General features: G+C 71.7%; 17 protein-coding genes. 1 reads left to right on the plus strand and 16 read right to left on the minus strand.

What is annotated here, in order from left to right; all coding sequences use genetic code 11:
• Positions 1-23 precede the first annotated feature (23 nt).
• The 3 genes from ABZ622_RS29990 to ABZ622_RS30000 all read right to left on the minus strand — a co-directional run bounded on the left by ABZ622_RS29990 (position 24) and on the right by ABZ622_RS30000 (position 3,355).
• Positions 24-1,364, minus strand: coding sequence for a sugar ABC transporter substrate-binding protein (locus ABZ622_RS29990; RefSeq protein WP_360548444.1), 1,341 nt, complete (start codon positions 1,362-1,364; stop codon positions 24-26).
• Positions 1,365-1,481: 117 nt separating this feature from the next.
• On the minus strand, positions 1,482-2,423 hold the full coding sequence (locus ABZ622_RS29995; RefSeq protein ID WP_360548446.1) for a carbohydrate ABC transporter permease: 942 nt from the start codon (positions 2,421-2,423) through the stop codon (positions 1,482-1,484).
• 5 nt (positions 2,424-2,428) lie between these two features.
• Positions 2,429-3,355, minus strand: a complete 927-nt coding sequence (locus ABZ622_RS30000; protein ID WP_360548448.1) for a sugar ABC transporter permease — start codon at positions 3,353-3,355, stop codon at positions 2,429-2,431.
• Between the two features lie 286 nt (positions 3,356-3,641).
• Here ABZ622_RS30000 and ABZ622_RS30005 point away from each other — a divergent pair, with 286 nt between their 5' ends.
• Positions 3,642-4,631 carry a LacI family DNA-binding transcriptional regulator gene (locus ABZ622_RS30005; RefSeq protein ID WP_360548473.1) on the plus strand — a complete coding sequence of 330 codons (990 nt, stop codon included), beginning with the start codon at positions 3,642-3,644 and terminating at the stop codon, positions 4,629-4,631.
• Positions 4,632-4,667: 36 nt separating this feature from the next.
• Here the strand turns inward: ABZ622_RS30005 and ABZ622_RS30010 are convergent, their stop codons facing one another.
• The 13 genes from ABZ622_RS30010 to ABZ622_RS30070 all read right to left on the minus strand — a co-directional run.
• Entirely contained in the window at positions 4,668-4,862 is a 195-nt protein-coding gene (locus ABZ622_RS30010) for a hypothetical protein (RefSeq protein WP_124720290.1), read from the minus strand.
• A gap of 166 nt (positions 4,863-5,028) precedes the next feature.
• Positions 5,029-5,913 (minus strand): phosphatidylinositol-specific phospholipase C/glycerophosphodiester phosphodiesterase family protein, encoded by an 885-nt coding sequence (locus ABZ622_RS30015; protein ID WP_360548451.1) that lies wholly within the window; start codon positions 5,911-5,913, stop codon positions 5,029-5,031.
• 134 nt (positions 5,914-6,047) lie between these two features.
• Complete coding sequence (locus ABZ622_RS30020; protein ID WP_360548453.1) at positions 6,048-6,197, minus strand: RICIN domain-containing protein; 150 nt, start codon at positions 6,195-6,197, stop codon at positions 6,048-6,050.
• 72 nt (positions 6,198-6,269) lie between these two features.
• Positions 6,270-6,965, minus strand: a complete 696-nt coding sequence (locus ABZ622_RS30025) for an ATP-binding cassette domain-containing protein (RefSeq protein WP_360548455.1) — start codon at positions 6,963-6,965, stop codon at positions 6,270-6,272.
• Positions 6,958-7,875, minus strand: a complete 918-nt coding sequence (locus ABZ622_RS30030) for an ABC transporter ATP-binding protein (RefSeq protein ID WP_360548475.1) — start codon at positions 7,873-7,875, stop codon at positions 6,958-6,960. Before ABZ622_RS30030 ends, ABZ622_RS30025 begins: the two co-directional genes overlap by 8 nt.
• A gap of 152 nt (positions 7,876-8,027) precedes the next feature.
• On the minus strand, positions 8,028-8,885 hold the full coding sequence (locus ABZ622_RS30035) for an ABC transporter permease (protein WP_360548457.1): 858 nt from the start codon (positions 8,883-8,885) through the stop codon (positions 8,028-8,030).
• A complete protein-coding gene (locus tag ABZ622_RS30040; protein ID WP_266920641.1) occupies positions 8,878-9,843 on the minus strand; it encodes an ABC transporter permease in 966 nt (321 codons plus the stop codon). The genes ABZ622_RS30035 and ABZ622_RS30040 overlap by 8 nt, the downstream gene beginning before the upstream one ends.
• Before the next feature lie 23 nt (positions 9,844-9,866).
• Positions 9,867-11,468 (minus strand): ABC transporter substrate-binding protein, encoded by a 1,602-nt coding sequence (locus ABZ622_RS30045; RefSeq protein WP_360548459.1) that lies wholly within the window; start codon positions 11,466-11,468, stop codon positions 9,867-9,869.
• Positions 11,469-11,634: 166 nt separating this feature from the next.
• On the minus strand, positions 11,635-12,765 hold the full coding sequence (locus ABZ622_RS30050) for an acyl-CoA dehydrogenase family protein (RefSeq protein WP_360548461.1): 1,131 nt from the start codon (positions 12,763-12,765) through the stop codon (positions 11,635-11,637).
• Positions 12,762-13,949 (minus strand): acyl-CoA dehydrogenase family protein, encoded by a 1,188-nt coding sequence (locus ABZ622_RS30055; RefSeq protein WP_360548463.1) that lies wholly within the window; start codon positions 13,947-13,949, stop codon positions 12,762-12,764. The genes ABZ622_RS30050 and ABZ622_RS30055 overlap by 4 nt, the downstream gene beginning before the upstream one ends.
• The gene (locus tag ABZ622_RS30060; RefSeq protein WP_360548465.1) at positions 13,946-14,914 is read right to left on the minus strand and encodes an NADPH:quinone oxidoreductase family protein; all 969 of its coding nucleotides are present in this window, start codon (positions 14,912-14,914) and stop codon (positions 13,946-13,948) included. Before ABZ622_RS30060 ends, ABZ622_RS30055 begins: the two co-directional genes overlap by 4 nt.
• A 200-nt stretch (positions 14,915-15,114) precedes the next feature.
• Positions 15,115-16,941: a beta-N-acetylglucosaminidase domain-containing protein gene (locus ABZ622_RS30065; protein ID WP_360548467.1), complete on the minus strand. Its 1,827-nt coding sequence runs from the start codon at positions 16,939-16,941 to the stop codon at positions 15,115-15,117.
• A 105-nt stretch (positions 16,942-17,046) separates the two neighbouring features.
• Positions 17,047-17,290: hypothetical protein (locus ABZ622_RS30070; RefSeq protein WP_360548469.1), on the minus strand; the 244-nt coding region annotated here is incomplete at its 5' end.

Below are 17,290 nucleotides of genomic sequence, written 5' to 3' on the forward strand. Positions count from 1 at the left end.
GGGTGCGGCGGGCGGGCGCGTGGTCACTTCTGGACGGTGAAGCCCTGCTCCGTCCCGTACTTGACCGAGGCGTCCTGCCATGTCTTCAGGCCCTGCGACAGGTGGGTGCCGGAGATGTAGGCCTTGCCGACGGTGTCGTTGAAGATCGAGTTGGCGTACACCTGGTAGGGCAGGTATTTCCAGTCGGTGGGGACGTTCCGGGCGGCCTCGGCGAAGATCTTGTTGGCCTTCTGGCCGCCGAAGTAGGGGAACGTGGTGTTCTGGAACGCGTCGGAGTCCAGGTCGGCGGTGGTGGCGGGGAACGCGCCGTTCTTGATGCGGGTCTGCACGCCGGCGCCGGAGTTGGCGTACTCGACGAAGGCGTAGGCGAGTTCCTTGTCCTCGCCGAGCGTGGGCAGGGCGAGGGAGCTGCCGCCGTTCTCGGCGCCGGTGTTCGCGCCCTTCGTCCACTGCGGCATCGGGGCGGCGCGCCAGTCACCGGCGGCGTCCTTCACTCCGGAGGCGAAGTTGGCGGGCATCCAGGCGCCGGTGGGCAGGGTGGCGATGGTGCCGTCGCCGAGGCCCTTGTACCAGTCGTCGCTCCAGCCCGCGACGGGCGCGACGAGCTTCTCGTCGATGAGCTTCTGCCAGGTCCCGGTGTACTTGTTGGCGCCCGCGTCGGTGAAGTCGATGCCGACCTCGGTGCCGTCGACCTTGTACGGGTGCGAGCCGGCCTGCCACAGCAGGCTGGTGGTGAGGCCCGCGTCGCCGAGGTCGCTGGTGATGTACGCCTTCGGGTTCGCCTTGTGGAGCTTGCGGGCGGACTCTACGTACTCGTCCCATGTGGTCGGCACGGCGATCCCGTACTTGTCGAAGACCTTCTTGTTGTAGAAGAGCGCCATCGGGCCGGAGTCCATGGGCAGTCCGTAGACGCCGTCGCCGGACTTCACGGAGTTCCAGGGGCCCGGCGAGTAGGAGTCGGCGAGCCTGTCCGCGCCGTAGGGCTTCAGGTCGGTGACGGACTTGGTCAGGGCGTACTGGCCGAGCGCGTAGTACTCGATCTGCGCGACGTCGGGGACGCCCTTCTTCGCGGAGATGGCGTTCTGGAGGGCCTTGTACTGGTCGTTGTTGGTGCCGGCGTTGACCAGCTCGATGTGGACCCCGGGGTACTTCTTCTCGAAGTCGGCGGCGACCTGCTTCAGCGTGGGCTCCCAGGCCCACACGGTCACGGTGCCGCCCTTCTTCAGCGCGGCCCGGACGTCGGCCCGGGAGACCGGCTTCCGGTTCGATCCTTCGTCGTCGGAGCCACCGCAGGCGGTGACACCGAGGGCCAGGGCGCAGACGAGACCGATGCCGCGCACGATGCGGCGAGTGTTCTTGGGCATGGCTGTGTTTCCACTTCGTCGTGGTTGTTCGGGGGGCGTTCTTCGTGGTTGCCCGGAGGGTTCTTCGTGGTTGCCCGGGGGCCTTCGTGGTTGTCGGCAGCAGCTCCGGAGCGGGCTCTACTCCTTGACGCTTCCGGCGGCGAGTCCGGACTGCCAGTACTTCTGGAGCAGCAGGAAGGCGGCGATCAGCGGCACGATGGTGAGCAGCGAACCGGTGATGACCAGGTTGAAGACGGCCTCGCCGCCCGCCGTGGACGCCTGTTTGTTCCAGCTGTCGAGGCCGAGGGTCAGCGGGTACCAGTCGGGGTCCTTCAGCATGATCAGCGGCAGGAAGTAGTTGTTCCAGGTCGCGACCGTGGTGAAGAGCAGGACGGTGACGGTGCCCGGTGCGAGCAGCGGCAGGGCCACCCGGAAGAAGGTGCGCAGCTCGCTCGCGCCGTCGATGCGGGCGGCCTCCATCAGTTCGGTGGGGATCGCCTCGGTGGCGAACACCCACATCAGGTACAGGCCGAACGGTGAGATCAGCGACGGGACGACGACCGCCCACGGGGTGTCGGTCAGGCCCATCTTGCTGAACATCAGAAAGGTCGGGACGGCGAGGGCCGTGCCGGGCACGGCGACCGCGCCGATGACGACCGCGAACACGCCCCGCTTTCCCGGGAAGTCGAACTTGGCGAGCGCGTACCCGCCGAGGACCGCGAGGAGGGTCGCACCGCCCGCGCCCACGACCACGTAGAGCAGGGTGTTGAGGAGCCAGCGGACGAAGACGCCGTCCTGGTAGGTGAGTGTGGAGGTGATGTTGTCCCACAGGGCGAAGTCCGCGTCGAACCACAGGCCGAAGGAATGGGCGAGGCCGTTCTGCGTCTTGGTGGCGCTGATCAGCAGCCAGAGCAGCGGCACGAGGCTGTAGAGCAGCACGACGGCGGTGAGCACCGTCAGCAGCACACTGCGTTTGGGGCGGGCGGGGTTGTGACGGCGGCCCGGGGTGCGCAGCCGCGGGACGCTGGTCCCCGGCGGTGTCGTGGGCCGGGTGGCGGTGGTGGTGCTCGGTCCCGTCATCGGGCTCACGCTCCCTTGCGCATGCCGCGCAGCTGGACGACGTAGGCGACGACCATGGTGATCACGCCCATGACGATGGCGACCGTCGCGGAGTAGTTGTGCTGCTGGCCGGAGAAGGACAGCGAGAACGTGTAGTAGTTCGGGGTGTAGTCGGTGGTGATCGCGTTCGGTGCCAGCTTCTGGAGGATGGCCGGCTCGTTGAAGAGCTGGAAGCTGCCGATGACCGAGAAGATCGTGGCGATGACAAGGGCGCCTCGGATGGCCGGGAGTTTGATCGCCGATATCACGCGCCACTGGCCGGCGCCGTCGATCTCGGCGGCCTCGTAGAGCGAGTGCGGGACGACGCGCAGCGCGGAGTAGAGGATCAGCATGTTGTAGCCGACGAACTCCCAGGTGACGATGTTGCCGATCGAGGCGAGGACCAGGCCGGAGGAGAGCGGGTCGGGCAGGTTCACGCCGAACGCCTCGTTGATGTCGCCGACCAGCCCGAACCGGGTGCCGTACATGAAGCCCCACATCAGTGAGGCGACGACGGCGGGCACCGCGTACGGCAGGAACACCGAGATCCGGAAGAAGTCCTTCCCGTACAGCCGGCCGCTGTCCAGGGCGAGCGCTACCAGCAGCGCGATCCCCAGCATGATCGGCACCTGGACGAGGAGGAAGAGTCCGACCCGCACCACCCCGTCCCAGAACCGGGCGTCCTGCAGGGCCTGCTGGTAGTTGTCCAGCCCCACGAAGTGGGTGCCGCCGATGAGCTGGTCGCGGAAGAGGCTGAGGTAGACGGAGTACGCGAGGGGGGCCAGGAAGACCAGGGCGAAGACCAGGGCGAAGGGGCCGATGAAGCCCCAGCCGGTCCAGGACCGGCGGCTGCGCCGGGTCGGCGGCCGGGCCGGGCGCCGCCGGGCGGCCGCCGGCGGGTGAAGCGTCGTCATGTCGTTCCTCGCTCATCCGTCTCGACACCGGCGCCGGGCGCCGTGCACTGGCCCGATGTTTGCGTAAACATCGCAGCCCCGGAAGAGCCCTGGGGTGTTATGTTTACGTAAACATCTGATGGCGGAATGTCTACACTGCCCCAGGGCGGCGGTCAAGAGTCGTTCCGGACGACGGCAGTTGGAGAGGGAGACGGTGGAAGCAGCGGACAGCACCCCGGCGCAGGGCGCTCCAGGAGCCGGGACGGGGACCACGCCCCGGGCGGCCCGCCGGAAGCAGAGCGTGTCCATGGCCGATGTGGCCCGGGTCGCGGGCGTCTCCTCGCAGACCGTCTCCCGCGTCTCGAACGGTTTCCCCGGCGTGAACGAGGAGACCAGGCAGCAGGTGCTCGCCGCCATGAAGGAGCTCGGCTACCGGCCCAACAGCGCCGCCCGCGCCCTCAAGCGCGGCGAGTTCCGCACCATCGGCGTCATCACCTTCTCGCTCTCCAGCACCGGGAACGTCCGCACCCTCGAAGCCATCGCCACGTCGGCCGCGCAGGAGGGGTACGCCGTCACACTGCTGCCGGTCGCCGTGCCCACGCAGGACGAGGTGCGCGGCGCCTTCTCCCGGCTGGGCGAGCTCGCCGTGGACGCGGTCATCGTCATCATGGAGGTCCACCTCCTGGACACGGCCCGACTGTCCCTGCCGCCGCACGTCAAGGTCGTGGTGGCGGACTCGGACGCCGGGGACCGTCACACCGTGGTCGACACCGACCAGGCGGGCGGCACCCGTGACGCCGTGCGCCATCTCCTCGGCCTCGGGCACCGTACGGTGTGGCATCTCGCGGGCCCCGAGGAGTCGTACGCCGCCCAGCGCAGGGCCGATGCCTGGCGCGCCGCCCTCGCCGACGAGGAACGCCGGACGCCCCCGCTCGTACGTGGCGACTGGTCCGCCGATTCGGGCTATCGCGCCGGTCTCCACCTCGCCGCACAGGACGACTGCACGGCCGTGTTCGCCGCCAACGACCAGATGGCGCTGGGTCTGTTGAGGGCACTTCAGGAGAGCGGCCGCAGGGTGCCGCAGGATGTGTCCGTCATCGGTTTCGACGACATTCCGGAGTCCGGTTCGTTCCTGCCGCCGCTGACCACCGTCCACCAGGACTTCGCCGAGGTGGGGCGCCGCTGCGTGGAGGGGGTTCTGCGGCAGGTCCGCCAGAGCGGGACGGAGCGCGGCACCACGCTCGTGCCCACGCGGCTCGTGGTGCGGCGGAGCACGGCTGCGCCGCCGGTCCGGTAGCCGGAGCGGCGGCGCGTCACACGGTGTCCGGCGGCCTCAGGGCTTGAGGCTGCTGACGACGTCGGCCGTGGCCGCCAGGCCGTCCTGGATGGTCGGCGCCATGCTCGTACCCGCGAGGAAGAACCCGAGCATGGCGCAGACCAGCGCATGCGAGATCTTCAGCCCTCCGTTGCGGAGAAAGATCACCGCGAGGATGAGCAGAAGCAGCACCAGTGAGATCGAAATGGCCATGGCCAACCTCCTCCGCCGCGCCGGAATGCGGCATTCGGCGGCCAGTGTGGCGCAGCGGAGGAGCCATCCGGACGACCGGCGTGTCCGCCATCCGGGTATTGACTGGCTGTCACGCTCGGGGCGTCACGTCCGGCCGGCCGCGGGGGCGTGCGGTCCCGGTCCGGCCCTACCGGTCGTGGGTGCGCAGGAAGCGCTCAAGTCCCGCCAGGTCATCGGTGTTGAGGTGGTCGACCCCGGCGGCCAGCAGCTCCGCCCAGAGCGCTTCCCGCTCCGGGCCCGGTGTGTCGGGGGTGGCCCAGAAGCGGATCCGCCGACCGCCACGATGGGCAGCGGCGACGAGCGCGCGCAGTTTGTCCCGCTCGGCCGCGGGGAAGGGGCCCGCGCCGAGCCAGCTGAAGTCGTCGGTCCAGCTGCTGCTGATGAGCGGAATGAACGAGGCGCCGGCCGCGGTGCCGAGGTCCTCGGGCCGGCCGTCGTAGAAGGCGTACCGGGTGCGCTGCGCCTCCATCGGGACGCGGGCGGCGCGGTCGCCCGAGATCACGGGGGTGATCGCGCCAGGCCGTACCCGGCCGTGGTGGTACGACGTCAGCATCCGCCGGTAGTGCCGGAGCTGCCGGTCGAGTTCGAGGTAGGCGGCGGCCCCGTCGGTCTTGATGTCGATCAGCAGCTGCACGGGGTCGCGGTAGCCGGGGTGGACCGTGCCGTGGTTGGCCCGGACCCTGGCGAGCAGGGGGTCGAGGTAGAGCGACGCGAGGGTGCGGGAGGGGTCGAGGTCGGTGGCCTCGTGGGCGACGAGCAGCTCCCCGTCCACCAGGAATATGTCGGCCTCGACGCTGGTGAAGCCGTGCGCGAGCGCGTCGTGCAGGGGGCGCGGGTGCAGGTAGTCGTTGTGCGCGTGGGCCCTGCGCAGGGCGCGGGTGCGGTGGTGCCGCGCGGCCGGGGACGGGGCGGCGGTGTCGAGGGCGGCGGCCGTCCGGGTGGGCAGGAACGCGCCTGCGGCCGCGGTGGCGAGTGCGGTGGTGACGACGGTTCGGCGGGTCGGGGACGCCATGGATTCTCCCGGGAGAGAGCGGTGGACCGGACGGGCGGACGCGACCGAGTATGCGGCGGTGACCACCTCGACGGGCAGGGCCCGCACAAGAGTTGCCCCGGTCGTCGTCCGCCCGTCGACTGCCGTTTTCTTGATCAGGCCGGGAGCGTCCAGCGCTGGTTCGCGGCGCCGGTGCAGGTGTGGATGCCGAGCGGGGTGCCGTTGGCGCTGCCGCCGCCGTAGGCGTCGAGGCACTTGTTGGTGGCCGGGTGGCGCGTGCTCGTTGCATGTCCCTGCTCCTTCACCGGACGAGTGTCACTCGCTTGTCATGGACTCATCCACAAGAGTGACGGCGAGTCAGGTGTCGGGGCATGGACTTACGGGGCCGGGCTCATGGACTCCTGCGCCGTGCCGTCCGTCCCGCACACCGACCGCCAGCCGGCCGTGCGGTCGCACCAGCGTTCCAGGAGCACCCGGTCGTGGCTCACGGCCAGCAGTCCGGCCCCGGACTCCCGCCGGTAGGTCTCCACCACCTCGACCAGTGCGGCGGTCGTCGAGGCGTCGAGCATCGCGGTCATCTCGTCGCAGATCAGCCATCGTGGCCGCAGGACCAGTGCCCTCGCCAGACAGGCGCGCTGCAACTGGCCGTCGCTGACCTCGTGCGGGCGCCGGCCGAGCAGTTCGGCCGTGAGCCCGACGGCGGGTGCCAGCGCGGCCACCCGGTCCGGCACCTGCGCGCGGCGACCGGTGGACCGCAGCGGCTGGGCGATGAGTTCGCGCAGGGTGAGCCGGGGGTCGGCGGAGAGCCGGGGCTGCTGGAAGACGACGCCGACGGCGGTGCGCTGCGCACGCGGGGCGGCGTGCCGCCAGCCGCGTACCGGTTCGCCGTCGAGCACGACCGTGCCCGCGTACGGGCGGTGCAGCAGCGCGGCGACCCTGGCCAGGGTGGACTTGCCGCAGCCGCTCGGCCCCAGCAGTCCGACCGACTCCCCCGGCGCGATGCTCAGCGACGCCTCGCGTACGACGGGATCGCGGGGGTCGTATCCGGCGGTGACGCGGATGAGTTCAAGCACGGACCGGCTCCTCCCCGTCCGCCCGCACCTCGTGGTGGCAGGCGAGACGGCCGTCGAACGGGGGCAGTACGGCGCACCGGTCGTCGGCGCGGCCGCAGCGGGCCGCGAACGCGCAGCCCTCGGGGAGTGCCCCGAGCTCCGGCGGCATGCCGGGGATCGGTGCAAAGGCGCGCTCCGGCAGGGCGTCCAGGAGACCGCGCGCATACGGGTGGCGCGGTCCCGGCTCCCCGAAGAACCGCTCGGCGACGGCGAGTTCGACGATGCGGCCCGCGTACATCACGGCGACCCGGTCGGCGATCCGCTCGGCCGCCGCGAGGTCGTGGGTGATGAGCAGCAGCGCCCGGTCCCCGTCGGTGTGGCGGCGCAGTTCGTCGACGGTCCGTTCGACGAGGTCGCGGTCGAGTCCGGTGGTGGGCTCGTCGGCCAGGAGCAGGGGCGCGTCGCCGATCAGGGCGAGCGCGGTCGCGGCCCGCTGGGCGAGGCCGCCGGAGAGTTCGTGCGGATACCGGTCCAGGTGTCCGGCCGGGAACGCGGCGCGGGCGGCGGCCCGTTCGGCTGCCGGACGCACGGCGGACCCGCGGGTGCCGGTCAGCTCGCGCAGGGTCTCCTCCAGTTGGGCGCGGACGGTGCGGACCGGGGTGAGGTGTGCGGCGGGGCTCTGCGGTACGAGTCCGATGCGGCGGCCCCGTACCGTGCGGGCGAGGGTCCGTTCACCGGCGGTGAGGAGTTCGGTGCCGTCGCCGAGGAGCGCCGAGCCCGAGGTGCGCGCATTGCCGGGGAGCAGTCCCAGCAGCGCCGAGGCCAGTACGGATTTGCCGCAGCCGCTCTCGCCGACCAGGGCCAGGCACTCCCCCGCGGCGAGGTCGAAGCGCGCGTCGCTGACCGCGGCGATGTGGCGCCCGCCGCGCATCCGGAATCGCACGGAGAGCCCGCGCACGGAGAGCACCGGCGGCTTCGGACCGGAGCCTGCGCCGACCGGCGGCTTCGGGCCGGAGCCGCCATCGACCGGCGGCTTCGTTTCGGAAGCGGGACTCACCGGCGGCTTCGGGCCGGGGGCGGTACTCACAGCATCAGCTCCGATCGGCGGCGCGGGTTGATCCGTTCCCGCCAGGCTCCGGCGAGTCCGGCCAGCGCGAGGGTCGGGACGATCAGGAACAGGCCGGGGAAGAGCGTCGGCCACCAGTCCCCCGCGAGCAGCGAGCCCCTGGCCGTCTGTACGAGGTTGCCCAGGCTCGCCTGGTGGGTGGGCAGTCCGAGCCCCAGGAAGGAGAGCGCGGACTCGTGCCACATGGCGTGCGGCACCATGAGCACCGCGGCGAGGCCGGCCTGCGGCAGCACGGCGGGCAGCAGGTGCCGCACGACGACCCGGCCGCGCGAGGCGCCACCGGAGACCGCCGCGTCGATGAACGGGCGGGAGCGCAGCGACAGCACCTCGGCGCGGACGATCCGCGCGGTCGACAGCCAGTGGGTGAGGGCGACGGACACGATCACCGGCCCGACGCCGGGCCGGAACATCGCGACGATGAAGATGCCGAGCAGCAGATGGGGCACGGACGAGAAGGTGTCCACGAACCGCATGACGACGCGGTCGGTCCAGCCGCCGAACGCCGCGGCCAGGGCGCCGACCGCGGTCCCGATGACGGTCGCGGTGAGCCCGGCGACGATGCCGACGAGCAGCGAGACACGGAGCCCGTAGACGCAGCGCAGCAGCAGATCGCGCCCGACGTCGTCGGTGCCGAACGGGTGCTCCCAGGACGGTGGCCGGAGTCTGGCGGCGAGGTCGACGGCCTGTTGGTCGAGCTGGACCAGTGGCGGCACCAGCAGGACCGCGAGCAGTACCGCGCCGACGATCCCGGCGGAGGCGGCCACCCGGACGCGGCGAGTGGTCCGGCGGGTGGATCCCTGAGCGATGTCAGCCATCGAAGCCCACCCTCGGGTCGGCGATCGCGTACAGCAGATCGGAGAGCAGGTTGCCGAGCACGACGGCCAGGGTGGCGAGCACCGTGAGCGCGGCGAGCAGCGGGAAGTCGACGGAGGTGGCTGCCTGCACGGTGGCGGCGGCGATGCCGGGCCAGCTGAAGACCGTCTCGACGAGCAGGGCGCCGGTGATGAGTTCGGGGACGCGGGAGCCGATGAGGGTGAGCATGGGCAGCATTCCGGAGCGCAGTGCGTGGCCGAGCAGTACGGTGCGTTCGCGCAGTCCGCGGGCGCGGGCGCCGCGCACCGGGTCCTCGTCGAGCGCGTCCGCGACGCCCTGGCGCACGTAGAGGAAGAACCAGGGCAGCTGGGAGATCCCGAGCACGGCCGCGGGGAGCACCAAGTGGGTGGCGACCTGACCGGGGGTGACGGTGTCGCTGGCCGCGTCGGTGAGGCCGCCGGCCGGGAGCACGTCGAGTTCCAGGGCGAAGAGCCAGATGGCGAGCAGTCCGAGCCAGAAGGCCGGGGCGGCTTCGAGGGTGTACGCGGCGGAGCCGACGCACCGGTCGAGCAGGCGGCCGGGCCTGCGTGCCGCGAGCACGCCGAGGCCCGTGCCGAGGACGACGGCGACGGCGAAGGCGGTCGCGGCGAGCAGTACGGACCAGCCCAGGCGTTCGCCGATGACGTCGGCGACCGGCTGGCGCATCACGGCGGAGTCGCCGAGGTCGCCGCCGAGCGCGGCGGTCAGCCAGTTCCACCAGCGGGCGACGAGCGGCTGGTCGACGCCGAGGTTGGCCCGCAGCTGGTCGAGGTTCTCCTGCGAGGCGGTGAGGCCGGCGGTGCCCGCGTACGCCTTGACCGGGTCGAAGGGGGAGGCGGCGGCGACGGCGAAGACACCGAACGTCACGGCGGCCAGGACGGGGACGGCGAGCAGTGCCCGCCGTCCCGCCATTCTGCCCATCGGCCCCCAGGGGAGGCGGTGGTTCACTTCTTCGGCGTCCAGTCCTCGACGTTCCACCACGGTCCGGACGCCAGTCCGTGGTCGTGCGGTTCGACCTGGGTGGTGAGCGGGCCGAAGCGGTCCTTCACGACGTAGATGTGGTCGATGTGGGTGAGGAAGGTGTAGCCGGGGTTCTTCACCAGTTCGCGCTGGACGGTGTCGTAGGCGGCCTTGCGTTCGGCGCTGTCACCGCTTCGGCGGCCCGATTCCAGGGCCCGGTCCACGGCCTTGTTGTCGTACCACGCCATGTTGTTGAAGCCGTCGCCCGCGAGTGAGGACGTGAGCAGGGTGTACTGGTCGAAGTCGGGGTCGGCGGGTGTTCCGCCGCCCGCGAGGACCGCGTCCTGCTTCATCCGCGGCTCGATGACCTCCCAGGTCCCGGCCTCGGTGGTGATGTCGATGCCGGCCTTCTTGGCGTCGGAGGCGTAGGCGAGCGCGTGGTCCTGGCGCAGCTTGTCGCCGGTGAGGTACCAGAGCGGGAAGGCGGCGCGTACGCCGTCCCTGGTACGGATGCCGTCCTTGCCCGGCTTCCATCCGGCGTCGTCGAGGATCTTCTTCGCGGCGGCGAGGTCGTGGGGGCGTTCGGTGCCCTTGGTGAACCATTCGCTGTCGGTGGGGACGGGGCCGTAGGCGGGCCTGCCCTCGCCGTTGAGCAGGGAGTCGACCATGGCCTTGCGGTCGACGGCGACGTCGAGCGCGCGGCGGACGGCGATGTCGCCCGTGACCTTGTTGTGGGTCGGCAGGGTCACATTGCGGTAGTCGTACGTCGTGGCGGCGTACGTCCGGGTGCCGCTGCCGCGGGCGAAGCCCTTGGCCAGGTTGGGCGGCAGGATCGCGCCGTCGAGTTCGCCGGAGCGCAGCCGGGTGGCGCGCACATCGTCGTCCTTGATGATCGCCATGGTGAACTTCTTCACCTTCGGCTCGCCGCCCCAGTAGCCGGGGTTTGCCTTGAAGGCGATCTTCTCGCCCTTGGACCACTTGGTGAGCAGATAGGGTCCGGTGCCTATGGGACGGGTGGTGAATTCGCCGGTATTGACGTCCTGCCTGCCCGCGATGTGTGCGGGGGCGATGGGCAGGACGGTGCGCTGGGCGAAGGGCGCGTAGGGGTACTTGAGCGTGAAGACGACGGTGTCGTCGCCGGCCGCCTCGACGCTCTTCACCGCGTCGAGTTCGGTGCGGGAGGCGTTGTTGGTCTTCTTGTCGAGGATGGTCCGGTAGGTGAAGACCACGTCCTTCGCGCCGAACGGCTCGCCGTCGCTGAACTTCACGCCCTTGCGGAGCCGGTACGTGTACGTCAGTCCGTCGTCGCTCACCTCGGGCAGGGCGGTGGCGAGCGCCGGCCGCAGTTTCATGCCGTCGTCGAGGGTGAGCAGCCCGTCGAAGATCTTGGAGTTGCCGTCCTTGCCGTAGCCGAGCAGCGGGCTGAGGCTGTCGGGCTCATAGGCGATGCCGACCACCGCGGAGTCCGCCGCGCCCGATCCGGAGCCGCCGTCCGGGCCTCCTGGTTGCGAACAGGCCGTCGCGGTCGACAACAGCACGGTCGCCAGCGTCGCGGCGGCCGCTCCCCGTATCGATCGGGCCGTCATACTCTGCACCCCTTGTTGAAGATCGAAAGTAATTGCGAAACATTCGCAATTAAACAGCAGGCAAAGGGGTGCCCGGTACCCCGCCGGACGGGGCGACAGCGAAGCGGAGGCGCGCCTTCACGCACCTCCGCTCCAAGTTCCGCGATTCCGCGGGTTGTTGCCAGACCTACGGTGCGGGCAGCTCCACGAGACCGGCGATGGTCCCGCGGTGCTGTCCTGCCGTGCCGTACGCGATCGAATCGGCCTTGGCCCGCTTCAGGTACAGATGTGCCGGGTGCTCCCAGGTCATTCCGATGCCGCCGTGCAGCTGGACGCACTCCTCGGCGGCGTGCACGGCGACCCCGGAGCAGTACGCCTGCGCGACGGCCACCGCCAACGGCGTGTCGGGGCTGCCGGTCGCGAGGGCGTCCGCGGCGTTGCGCGCGGCGGCGCGGGCCGACACGACCTCCAGCCAGAGCTGCGCCATGCGGTGCTTGAGCGCCTGGAACGAGCCGACCGGCCGGTTGAACTGGTGCCGTTCCCGGGTGTGGCGGACCGTCTCGGTCAGGCACCACTCGGCGAGTCCGAGCTGTTCCGAGGCGAGCAGTCCGGCGCCCGCCAGCAGGCCCCGGCGCACGGCGGCGACCGCGGACGCGCCGTCGGCCAGCCTGGTTCCGGCCGTCCGGCGAAGGGTGACGGCGGCGAGCGGCCGGGTCAGATCGAGCGGTACGAGCGGCTCGACGGCGACACCCCCGGCGCCCGCCTCGACCGCGTACAGGCCGTCGGTCGTGGGCACCAGCAGCACATCGGCGGCGGCCGCGTCGGCGACGCCGGTCACGGTGCCCTCCAGCGTGTCGGCCACCACGCCCACCGGCTGTGCGGCGCCGGGCCGCGCGGCGGCGAACGGCACGGCGAGCACCGCGACCCGGCGGCCGGCGGCGAGTTCACCGAGGAGTCCGGCGGCCGGCCCCTCCTGTGCCGTCAGTGCGAGCAGGGTCTCCGTGGCGACGACCGCGCTGGTCAGATAGGGCGCGGGAGTGACGCTGCGGCCCAGCTCCTCCAGCACCACCGCGGCCTCGCGATGGCTCGCGCCCTGCCCACCGAGCCTTTCCGGCACCAGCAGCCCAGCGGCACCGATGTCGGCCGCGAGGGCCTTCCACAGCTGCGGGTCGTACGGCGTGCCGGACTCGACGCGGGCGAGCACCCCCGGCGCGTCGCTCCGGTCGGCGAGCAGCGAGCGGACCGCTGCCCGCAGATCGTCCTCGGCCTCCGAGTACAGCAGATCGGGGGCGTGGGTCTCTTCGTTCGGTGCGGTCATCGGGCCAGGTCCTTCCAGGGGACGTCCTTGTCGTTGCGCGGCTCGGCGGGCAGGCCGAGGACGCGCTCGGCGACGATGTTGAGCAGCACCTCGCTGGTGCCGCCCTCGATGGAGTTGCCCTTGGAGCGGAGGTAGCGGTACCCGGCGTCCCGGCCGGTGAAGTCGACGAGCTCCGGCCGGCGCATGGTCCAGTCGCTGTACAACAGCCCTTCCTCACCGAGCAGTTCGACTTCCAGGCCGCTGATCTCCTGGTTGAGCCGGGCGAAGGCGAGCTTCATTCCGGAGCCCTCGGGGCCGGGCTGTCCGGCGACGAGCTGCTGGCGCAGCCGGGTGCCGGTGAGCCGGGCCACCTCGGCCTCGACCCAGAGGGTGAGCAGCCGCTGGTGGAGGTCGTGGCTGCGCAGTTCGGGGCGTTCGCGCCAGGTGCGGGCGACCGGGCCGATCATGCCGCCCTCGCGCGGGATGCGTGCCCCGCCGATGGAGACCCGTTCGTTCATCAGCGTGGTCTGTGCGACCTTCCAGCCCTCGCCGACCGGGCCGAGGCGCCTGCTGTCGGGGATGCGTACGCCGGTCAGGAAGACCTCGTTGAACTCCGCCTCGCCGGTGATCTGGCGCAGTGGCCGGACCTCGACGCCGGGGTCGGTCATGTCGCAGATGAAGTAGCTGATGCCGCGGTGCTTGGGCAGGTCCGGGTCGGTGCGGGCGATGAGGATCGCCCAGCGGGCCAGATGGGCGCTGGAGGTCCAGACCTTCTGCCCGTCGACCACCCAGTCCTCGCCGTCGCGGACGGCGCGGGTGCCGAGGGCCGCGAGGTCGGAGCCGGCGCCCGGTTCGCTGAAGAGCTGGCACCAGATCTCCTCGCCGACCCAGAGCGGCCGCAGGAAGCGCCGCTTCTGCTCGTCGGTGCCGTAGCCGAGGACGGTGGGGGCGGCCATGCCGAGGCCGATCCCGATCCGGCGCGGGTCGTTGTCGGGGGCGCCCGCCGCGGTGAGTTCGGCGTCGACGACCGGCTGCAGGGAGCGCGGCGCGTCGAGGCCGCCGAGGCCGGCCGGGTAGTGCACCCAGGCCAGTCCGGCGTCGAACCGGGCCCTGAGAAACTCGGTGCGGCCGGTGGTGGCCGGGGGGTGCGCGGCGAGCAGGTCCTGGGTGCGGCGGCGGAGTCCGGCCGCGTCGGGCGTGGTCATCGGGCGGCTCCTGACGGGAGGACGACGATCCGGCCGGTGCTGGTGCCGTCGGCGACCCGCTGGACGGCGGAAGCGGCCCCGGCCAGCCCGACGCGTTCGCTGATCAGCGGCTTGATGACGCCCTGTGCGGCGAGCCGGGTGAGTTCTTCGTGGCAGGCCCGGACGGCGGCCGGGTCCTTGGTGTTGTACAGGCCCCAGTGGAGTCCGGTGATCGAGTAGTTCTTGACGAGTGCGTGGTTCAGCGCCGGGGTGGGGACGACACCGCTCGCGAAGCCGACGACGATCACCCGGCCCTCGAAGGCGATGCACTTCACGGACTTGGCGTAGGCGTCGCCGCCGACCGGGTCGTACACCACGTCGGCGCCGCGTCCGCCGGTGGCTTCCTTGACCGCGGCGACGATGTCCTCGCTGCGGCGGTCGATGACCAGGTCGCAGCCGAGCCCGGTGGCGGTCTTCGCCTTCTCGGGACCGCCGACCACACCGATGACGGTGGCTCCGGCGGCCTTGCCGAGCTGTACGGCGGCGCTGCCGACCCCGCCGGCCGCCGCGTGGACCAGGAGGGTCTCGCCCGCGCGGAGGTGCGCCCTGCGGTGCAGGCCGAACCATCCCGTCTGGTAACCGATGTGCAGGGCAGCCGCCTCGGCGTCGTCCAGGGCGTCCGGGGCGGGCAGCAGTGCCGCCTCGTCCGCGACGACGTACTCGGCGAAACCGCCGTTCGGCAGGGCGGGCGTCGCGAGCACCCGCCGCCCGTCCGCCGTCCGGCCGCAGATCTCCACGCCGGGGGTGAACGGCAGCGGCGGCCGCACCTGGTACTGGCCGCGGCAGAGCAGCGCGTCGGGGAAGTTGATGTTCGCCGCGAGCACCTCGATGAGCACCTGCCCGTCGCCGGGCGTGGGCCGGTCCGTCTCCTCCAGCCGCATCACCTCGCTCGGCTCGCCGTTCCGGTGCACTCGCCATGCCTGCATGAGGGGCCTCCACAACACTGTCGGCATTACCACTACTCCGGCGCATACTAAGCGGTCGCTTGCCCCTCTGGGAACAACCTGCCGGTGCCGGTTCGTGCCGGAACCGGACATGGGTGCGCCCGGTCCGGACCGAGGAGTCTCGGGCCGGACCTGGCGCGGGGCGGGCGCGGGGCAGACCTGGCGCGGGGCGGGCGCGGGTGTCAGCCCTGGCCGGCCACCACGATGTCGGCGATCCGTGGCGCCTGCGACCCGGCGCGCCAGGCGAGCCGCACCGCGTCGGCCGTGCGGCCCGCCGTGTCCACTCGGGTGTAGGGGCCGTCGAGCGTGCCGACGGTCCGCCAGGTTCCGTCGGTGCCGCGCAGCTGGATGTCGGCGCGGGCCGCGGACCCGGCCGGCTGGAGGAGGGTGACGGCAGGCACGGCGCGTGCCGTGACGAGCCCCAGCTCCAGTGTCTCCCCGGCCTCCGGTGCACGGGCCGCCCGGTAGACGGTGCCCGGGTCCCCGTCGGATGCCGCACGCAGCGCGGATCCGGCCTCGGCCGGCGGTCCACCGGTCACCGCGCCGTCCTCGGTCGGGACGCTGAACTCCCGGACGACGAGCCAGCTGTCCTGGCCGGCGGTGGCCCGGGCGCGTACGTAGCGCGCCTCGGTTCCGGCGGGGGCGGTCGCGGTGACGTCCGGCTTTCCGGAGAAGGCGGTGAGCTGCTGCCAGCTCTGCCCGTCGGACGAGTACTCGAGCACCCCTGCGTGGAGGTAGTCCTCGGTGCTGCCGGGCTTGCCCATGGCGAGGGCGACGGAGCCGATGTCCCGGACCCGGCCGAGGTCCACGGTGATCGCGTCACCCGCGGCGGGCGCCCCGTCGCTCCAGAAGTAGGTGGAGTCGTCGCCGTCCAGCATCCGGGCGACGGAGTTGCTCTGGTACGTGCCCAGGTTCGTCGAGGCCGTGGGCCGGCCGCTCACGCCGAGGATCCGGTCGTGCTCGGCGTTCGCCGCGTCGATGAACCGGTCCAGGACGCCGTCGCCGACGAGGACCGGCACCTTGCGCCCGTCGAGCCCGGTGTAGGTGAAGGACTTCGCCTCGGTGACCTGCGCGGGCAGCTGCTGCCGCAGCTCCCAGGCCTGCGCGCCCTTTCCGGCGCGGGCCGCCTCGACCATGCGCAGGGCGGTGCGGGCCGCGGTGGCCCAGGACCCGGTGGCGTCCAGCCAGGGGCCGGAGTCGGCGATGAAGCCCCGGTCGGGCAGGCCGTCGCGCAGCCGTCCGGGGGCCGCGCCGAGCTCGCCGAGCGCGGAGGCGAGCCGGGCGGCGTCGCCGGACTTCCAGTAGTGGGCGAACTCCGCCGCCAGTTCGGGGGCCTGGTCCTTGTTGAGCGCCGAGCTGTAGTTCACGTCGGCGAAGGCCCGCAGCGCCTTCCGGGTGCGCGGGTCGCCGCCCGCGTACTCCTTCAGGCCCTCGCCCCACGAGGTGCGGGGGTCGTACGCGGCGTCGTTCCACGAGTAGTCCGCGACGGTGTACAGCGCGAGCTTCGAGGCATACGGCTGGATCATCGGGTTCGCCGTGATCCCGGCCAGCCTGCCGGGCAGCCCCTTCTCGCGGCCGCTGAAGGGGCCGAGCAGCAGCCGGTTCGTCGCGTAGTCGTTGACCGGGTAGTTGTCCCAGGTCAGGATCGGGTGGTTGAAGACCGTGCGGGCGGCCTCGGCCTGTGCGACGGTCATGGTCGGCGCGACGACGCCGACGCCCGTCCACTCGACCAGGACATTGGGGTCGAGCTGCTCGGAGAGCGCCTTCTTGTACGGCGAGGCGGAGACGTTGTAGTACTCGGTCGGGACCATCTGGAGCGGCTGGGCGCCCGGGTGGGTGGCGATGAACTCCTCGTCGGCGAACTCGGCGTACGGGTAGCCGATGTCGGCGGAGACCCGGAACCGCTCCTCCGCCTCTTGGGCGCTGATGAGGCGGTACCCCGCCGGTGAGTGCACCGTTGTGAGGGCGGGGGGTACTGACGGGCCGCTCTGGGATTCGTCATCGGCCATCTGTGGTTGCTCCGTGGGGTGAAGTGCCTGGTCAGGCGGATTCGGTGGGGGAAGTGCGAGGCGCGGTTGGCTGGGGCGGGCCGCCAGGCCGACGGGTGCATGCGCTCAGTGGGCCTCGGCTTGCGCGTCCGTGCGGAAGACCGGCAGGCCCTCGCGGAGCCGGGCGAACAGCAGACGCCGGTGCATCATTTCCTTGCCCTCGTCCTCGTCCTCGTCAACGGCGAAGACCTCGTCCACCAGCAGCTCGCGCAACTGCTGCTGCGGCAGGTCGCGGGCCAGTTCTTCGACGCATTCCCGTTCGTCGAGCGGGCCGAGAGACATCCGCAGCACCGCGCCGGTGTCGGCCCCG

Origin of the sequence: Streptomyces sp. NPDC007164, from assembly GCF_040634135.1 — a bacterium.
GTDB lineage: Bacteria > Actinomycetota > Actinomycetes > Streptomycetales > Streptomycetaceae > Streptomyces > Streptomyces sanglieri.

Excerpts from the sequence above, each read along its gene's own strand:
- ABZ622_RS29990 (WP_360548444.1), bottom strand. The coding sequence starts at position 1,364 with ATGCCCAAGAACACTCGCCGCATCGTGCGCGGCATCGGTCTCGTCTGC.
- ABZ622_RS29995 (WP_360548446.1), bottom strand. The coding sequence starts at position 2,423 with ATGACGGGACCGAGCACCACCACCGCCACCCGGCCCACGACACCGCCG.
- ABZ622_RS30000 (WP_360548448.1), bottom strand. The coding sequence starts at position 3,355 with ATGACGACGCTTCACCCGCCGGCGGCCGCCCGGCGGCGCCCGGCCCGG.
- ABZ622_RS30005 (WP_360548473.1), top strand. The coding sequence starts at position 3,642 with ATGGCCGATGTGGCCCGGGTCGCGGGCGTCTCCTCGCAGACCGTCTCC.
- ABZ622_RS30010 (WP_124720290.1), bottom strand. The coding sequence starts at position 4,862 with ATGGCCATTTCGATCTCACTGGTGCTGCTTCTGCTCATCCTCGCGGTG.
- ABZ622_RS30015 (WP_360548451.1), bottom strand. The coding sequence starts at position 5,913 with ATGGCGTCCCCGACCCGCCGAACCGTCGTCACCACCGCACTCGCCACC.
- ABZ622_RS30030 (WP_360548475.1), bottom strand. The coding sequence starts at position 7,875 with ATGCGCGGCGGGCGCCACATCGCCGCGGTCAGCGACGCGCGCTTCGAC.
- ABZ622_RS30035 (WP_360548457.1), bottom strand. The coding sequence starts at position 8,885 with ATGGCTGACATCGCTCAGGGATCCACCCGCCGGACCACTCGCCGCGTC.
- ABZ622_RS30040 (WP_266920641.1), bottom strand. The coding sequence starts at position 9,843 with ATGGGCAGAATGGCGGGACGGCGGGCACTGCTCGCCGTCCCCGTCCTG.
- ABZ622_RS30045 (WP_360548459.1), bottom strand. The coding sequence starts at position 11,468 with ATGACGGCCCGATCGATACGGGGAGCGGCCGCCGCGACGCTGGCGACC.
- ABZ622_RS30050 (WP_360548461.1), bottom strand. The coding sequence starts at position 12,765 with ATGACCGCACCGAACGAAGAGACCCACGCCCCCGATCTGCTGTACTCG.
- ABZ622_RS30055 (WP_360548463.1), bottom strand. The coding sequence starts at position 13,949 with ATGACCACGCCCGACGCGGCCGGACTCCGCCGCCGCACCCAGGACCTG.
- ABZ622_RS30060 (WP_360548465.1), bottom strand. The coding sequence starts at position 14,914 with ATGCAGGCATGGCGAGTGCACCGGAACGGCGAGCCGAGCGAGGTGATG.
- ABZ622_RS30065 (WP_360548467.1), bottom strand. The coding sequence starts at position 16,941 with ATGGCCGATGACGAATCCCAGAGCGGCCCGTCAGTACCCCCCGCCCTC.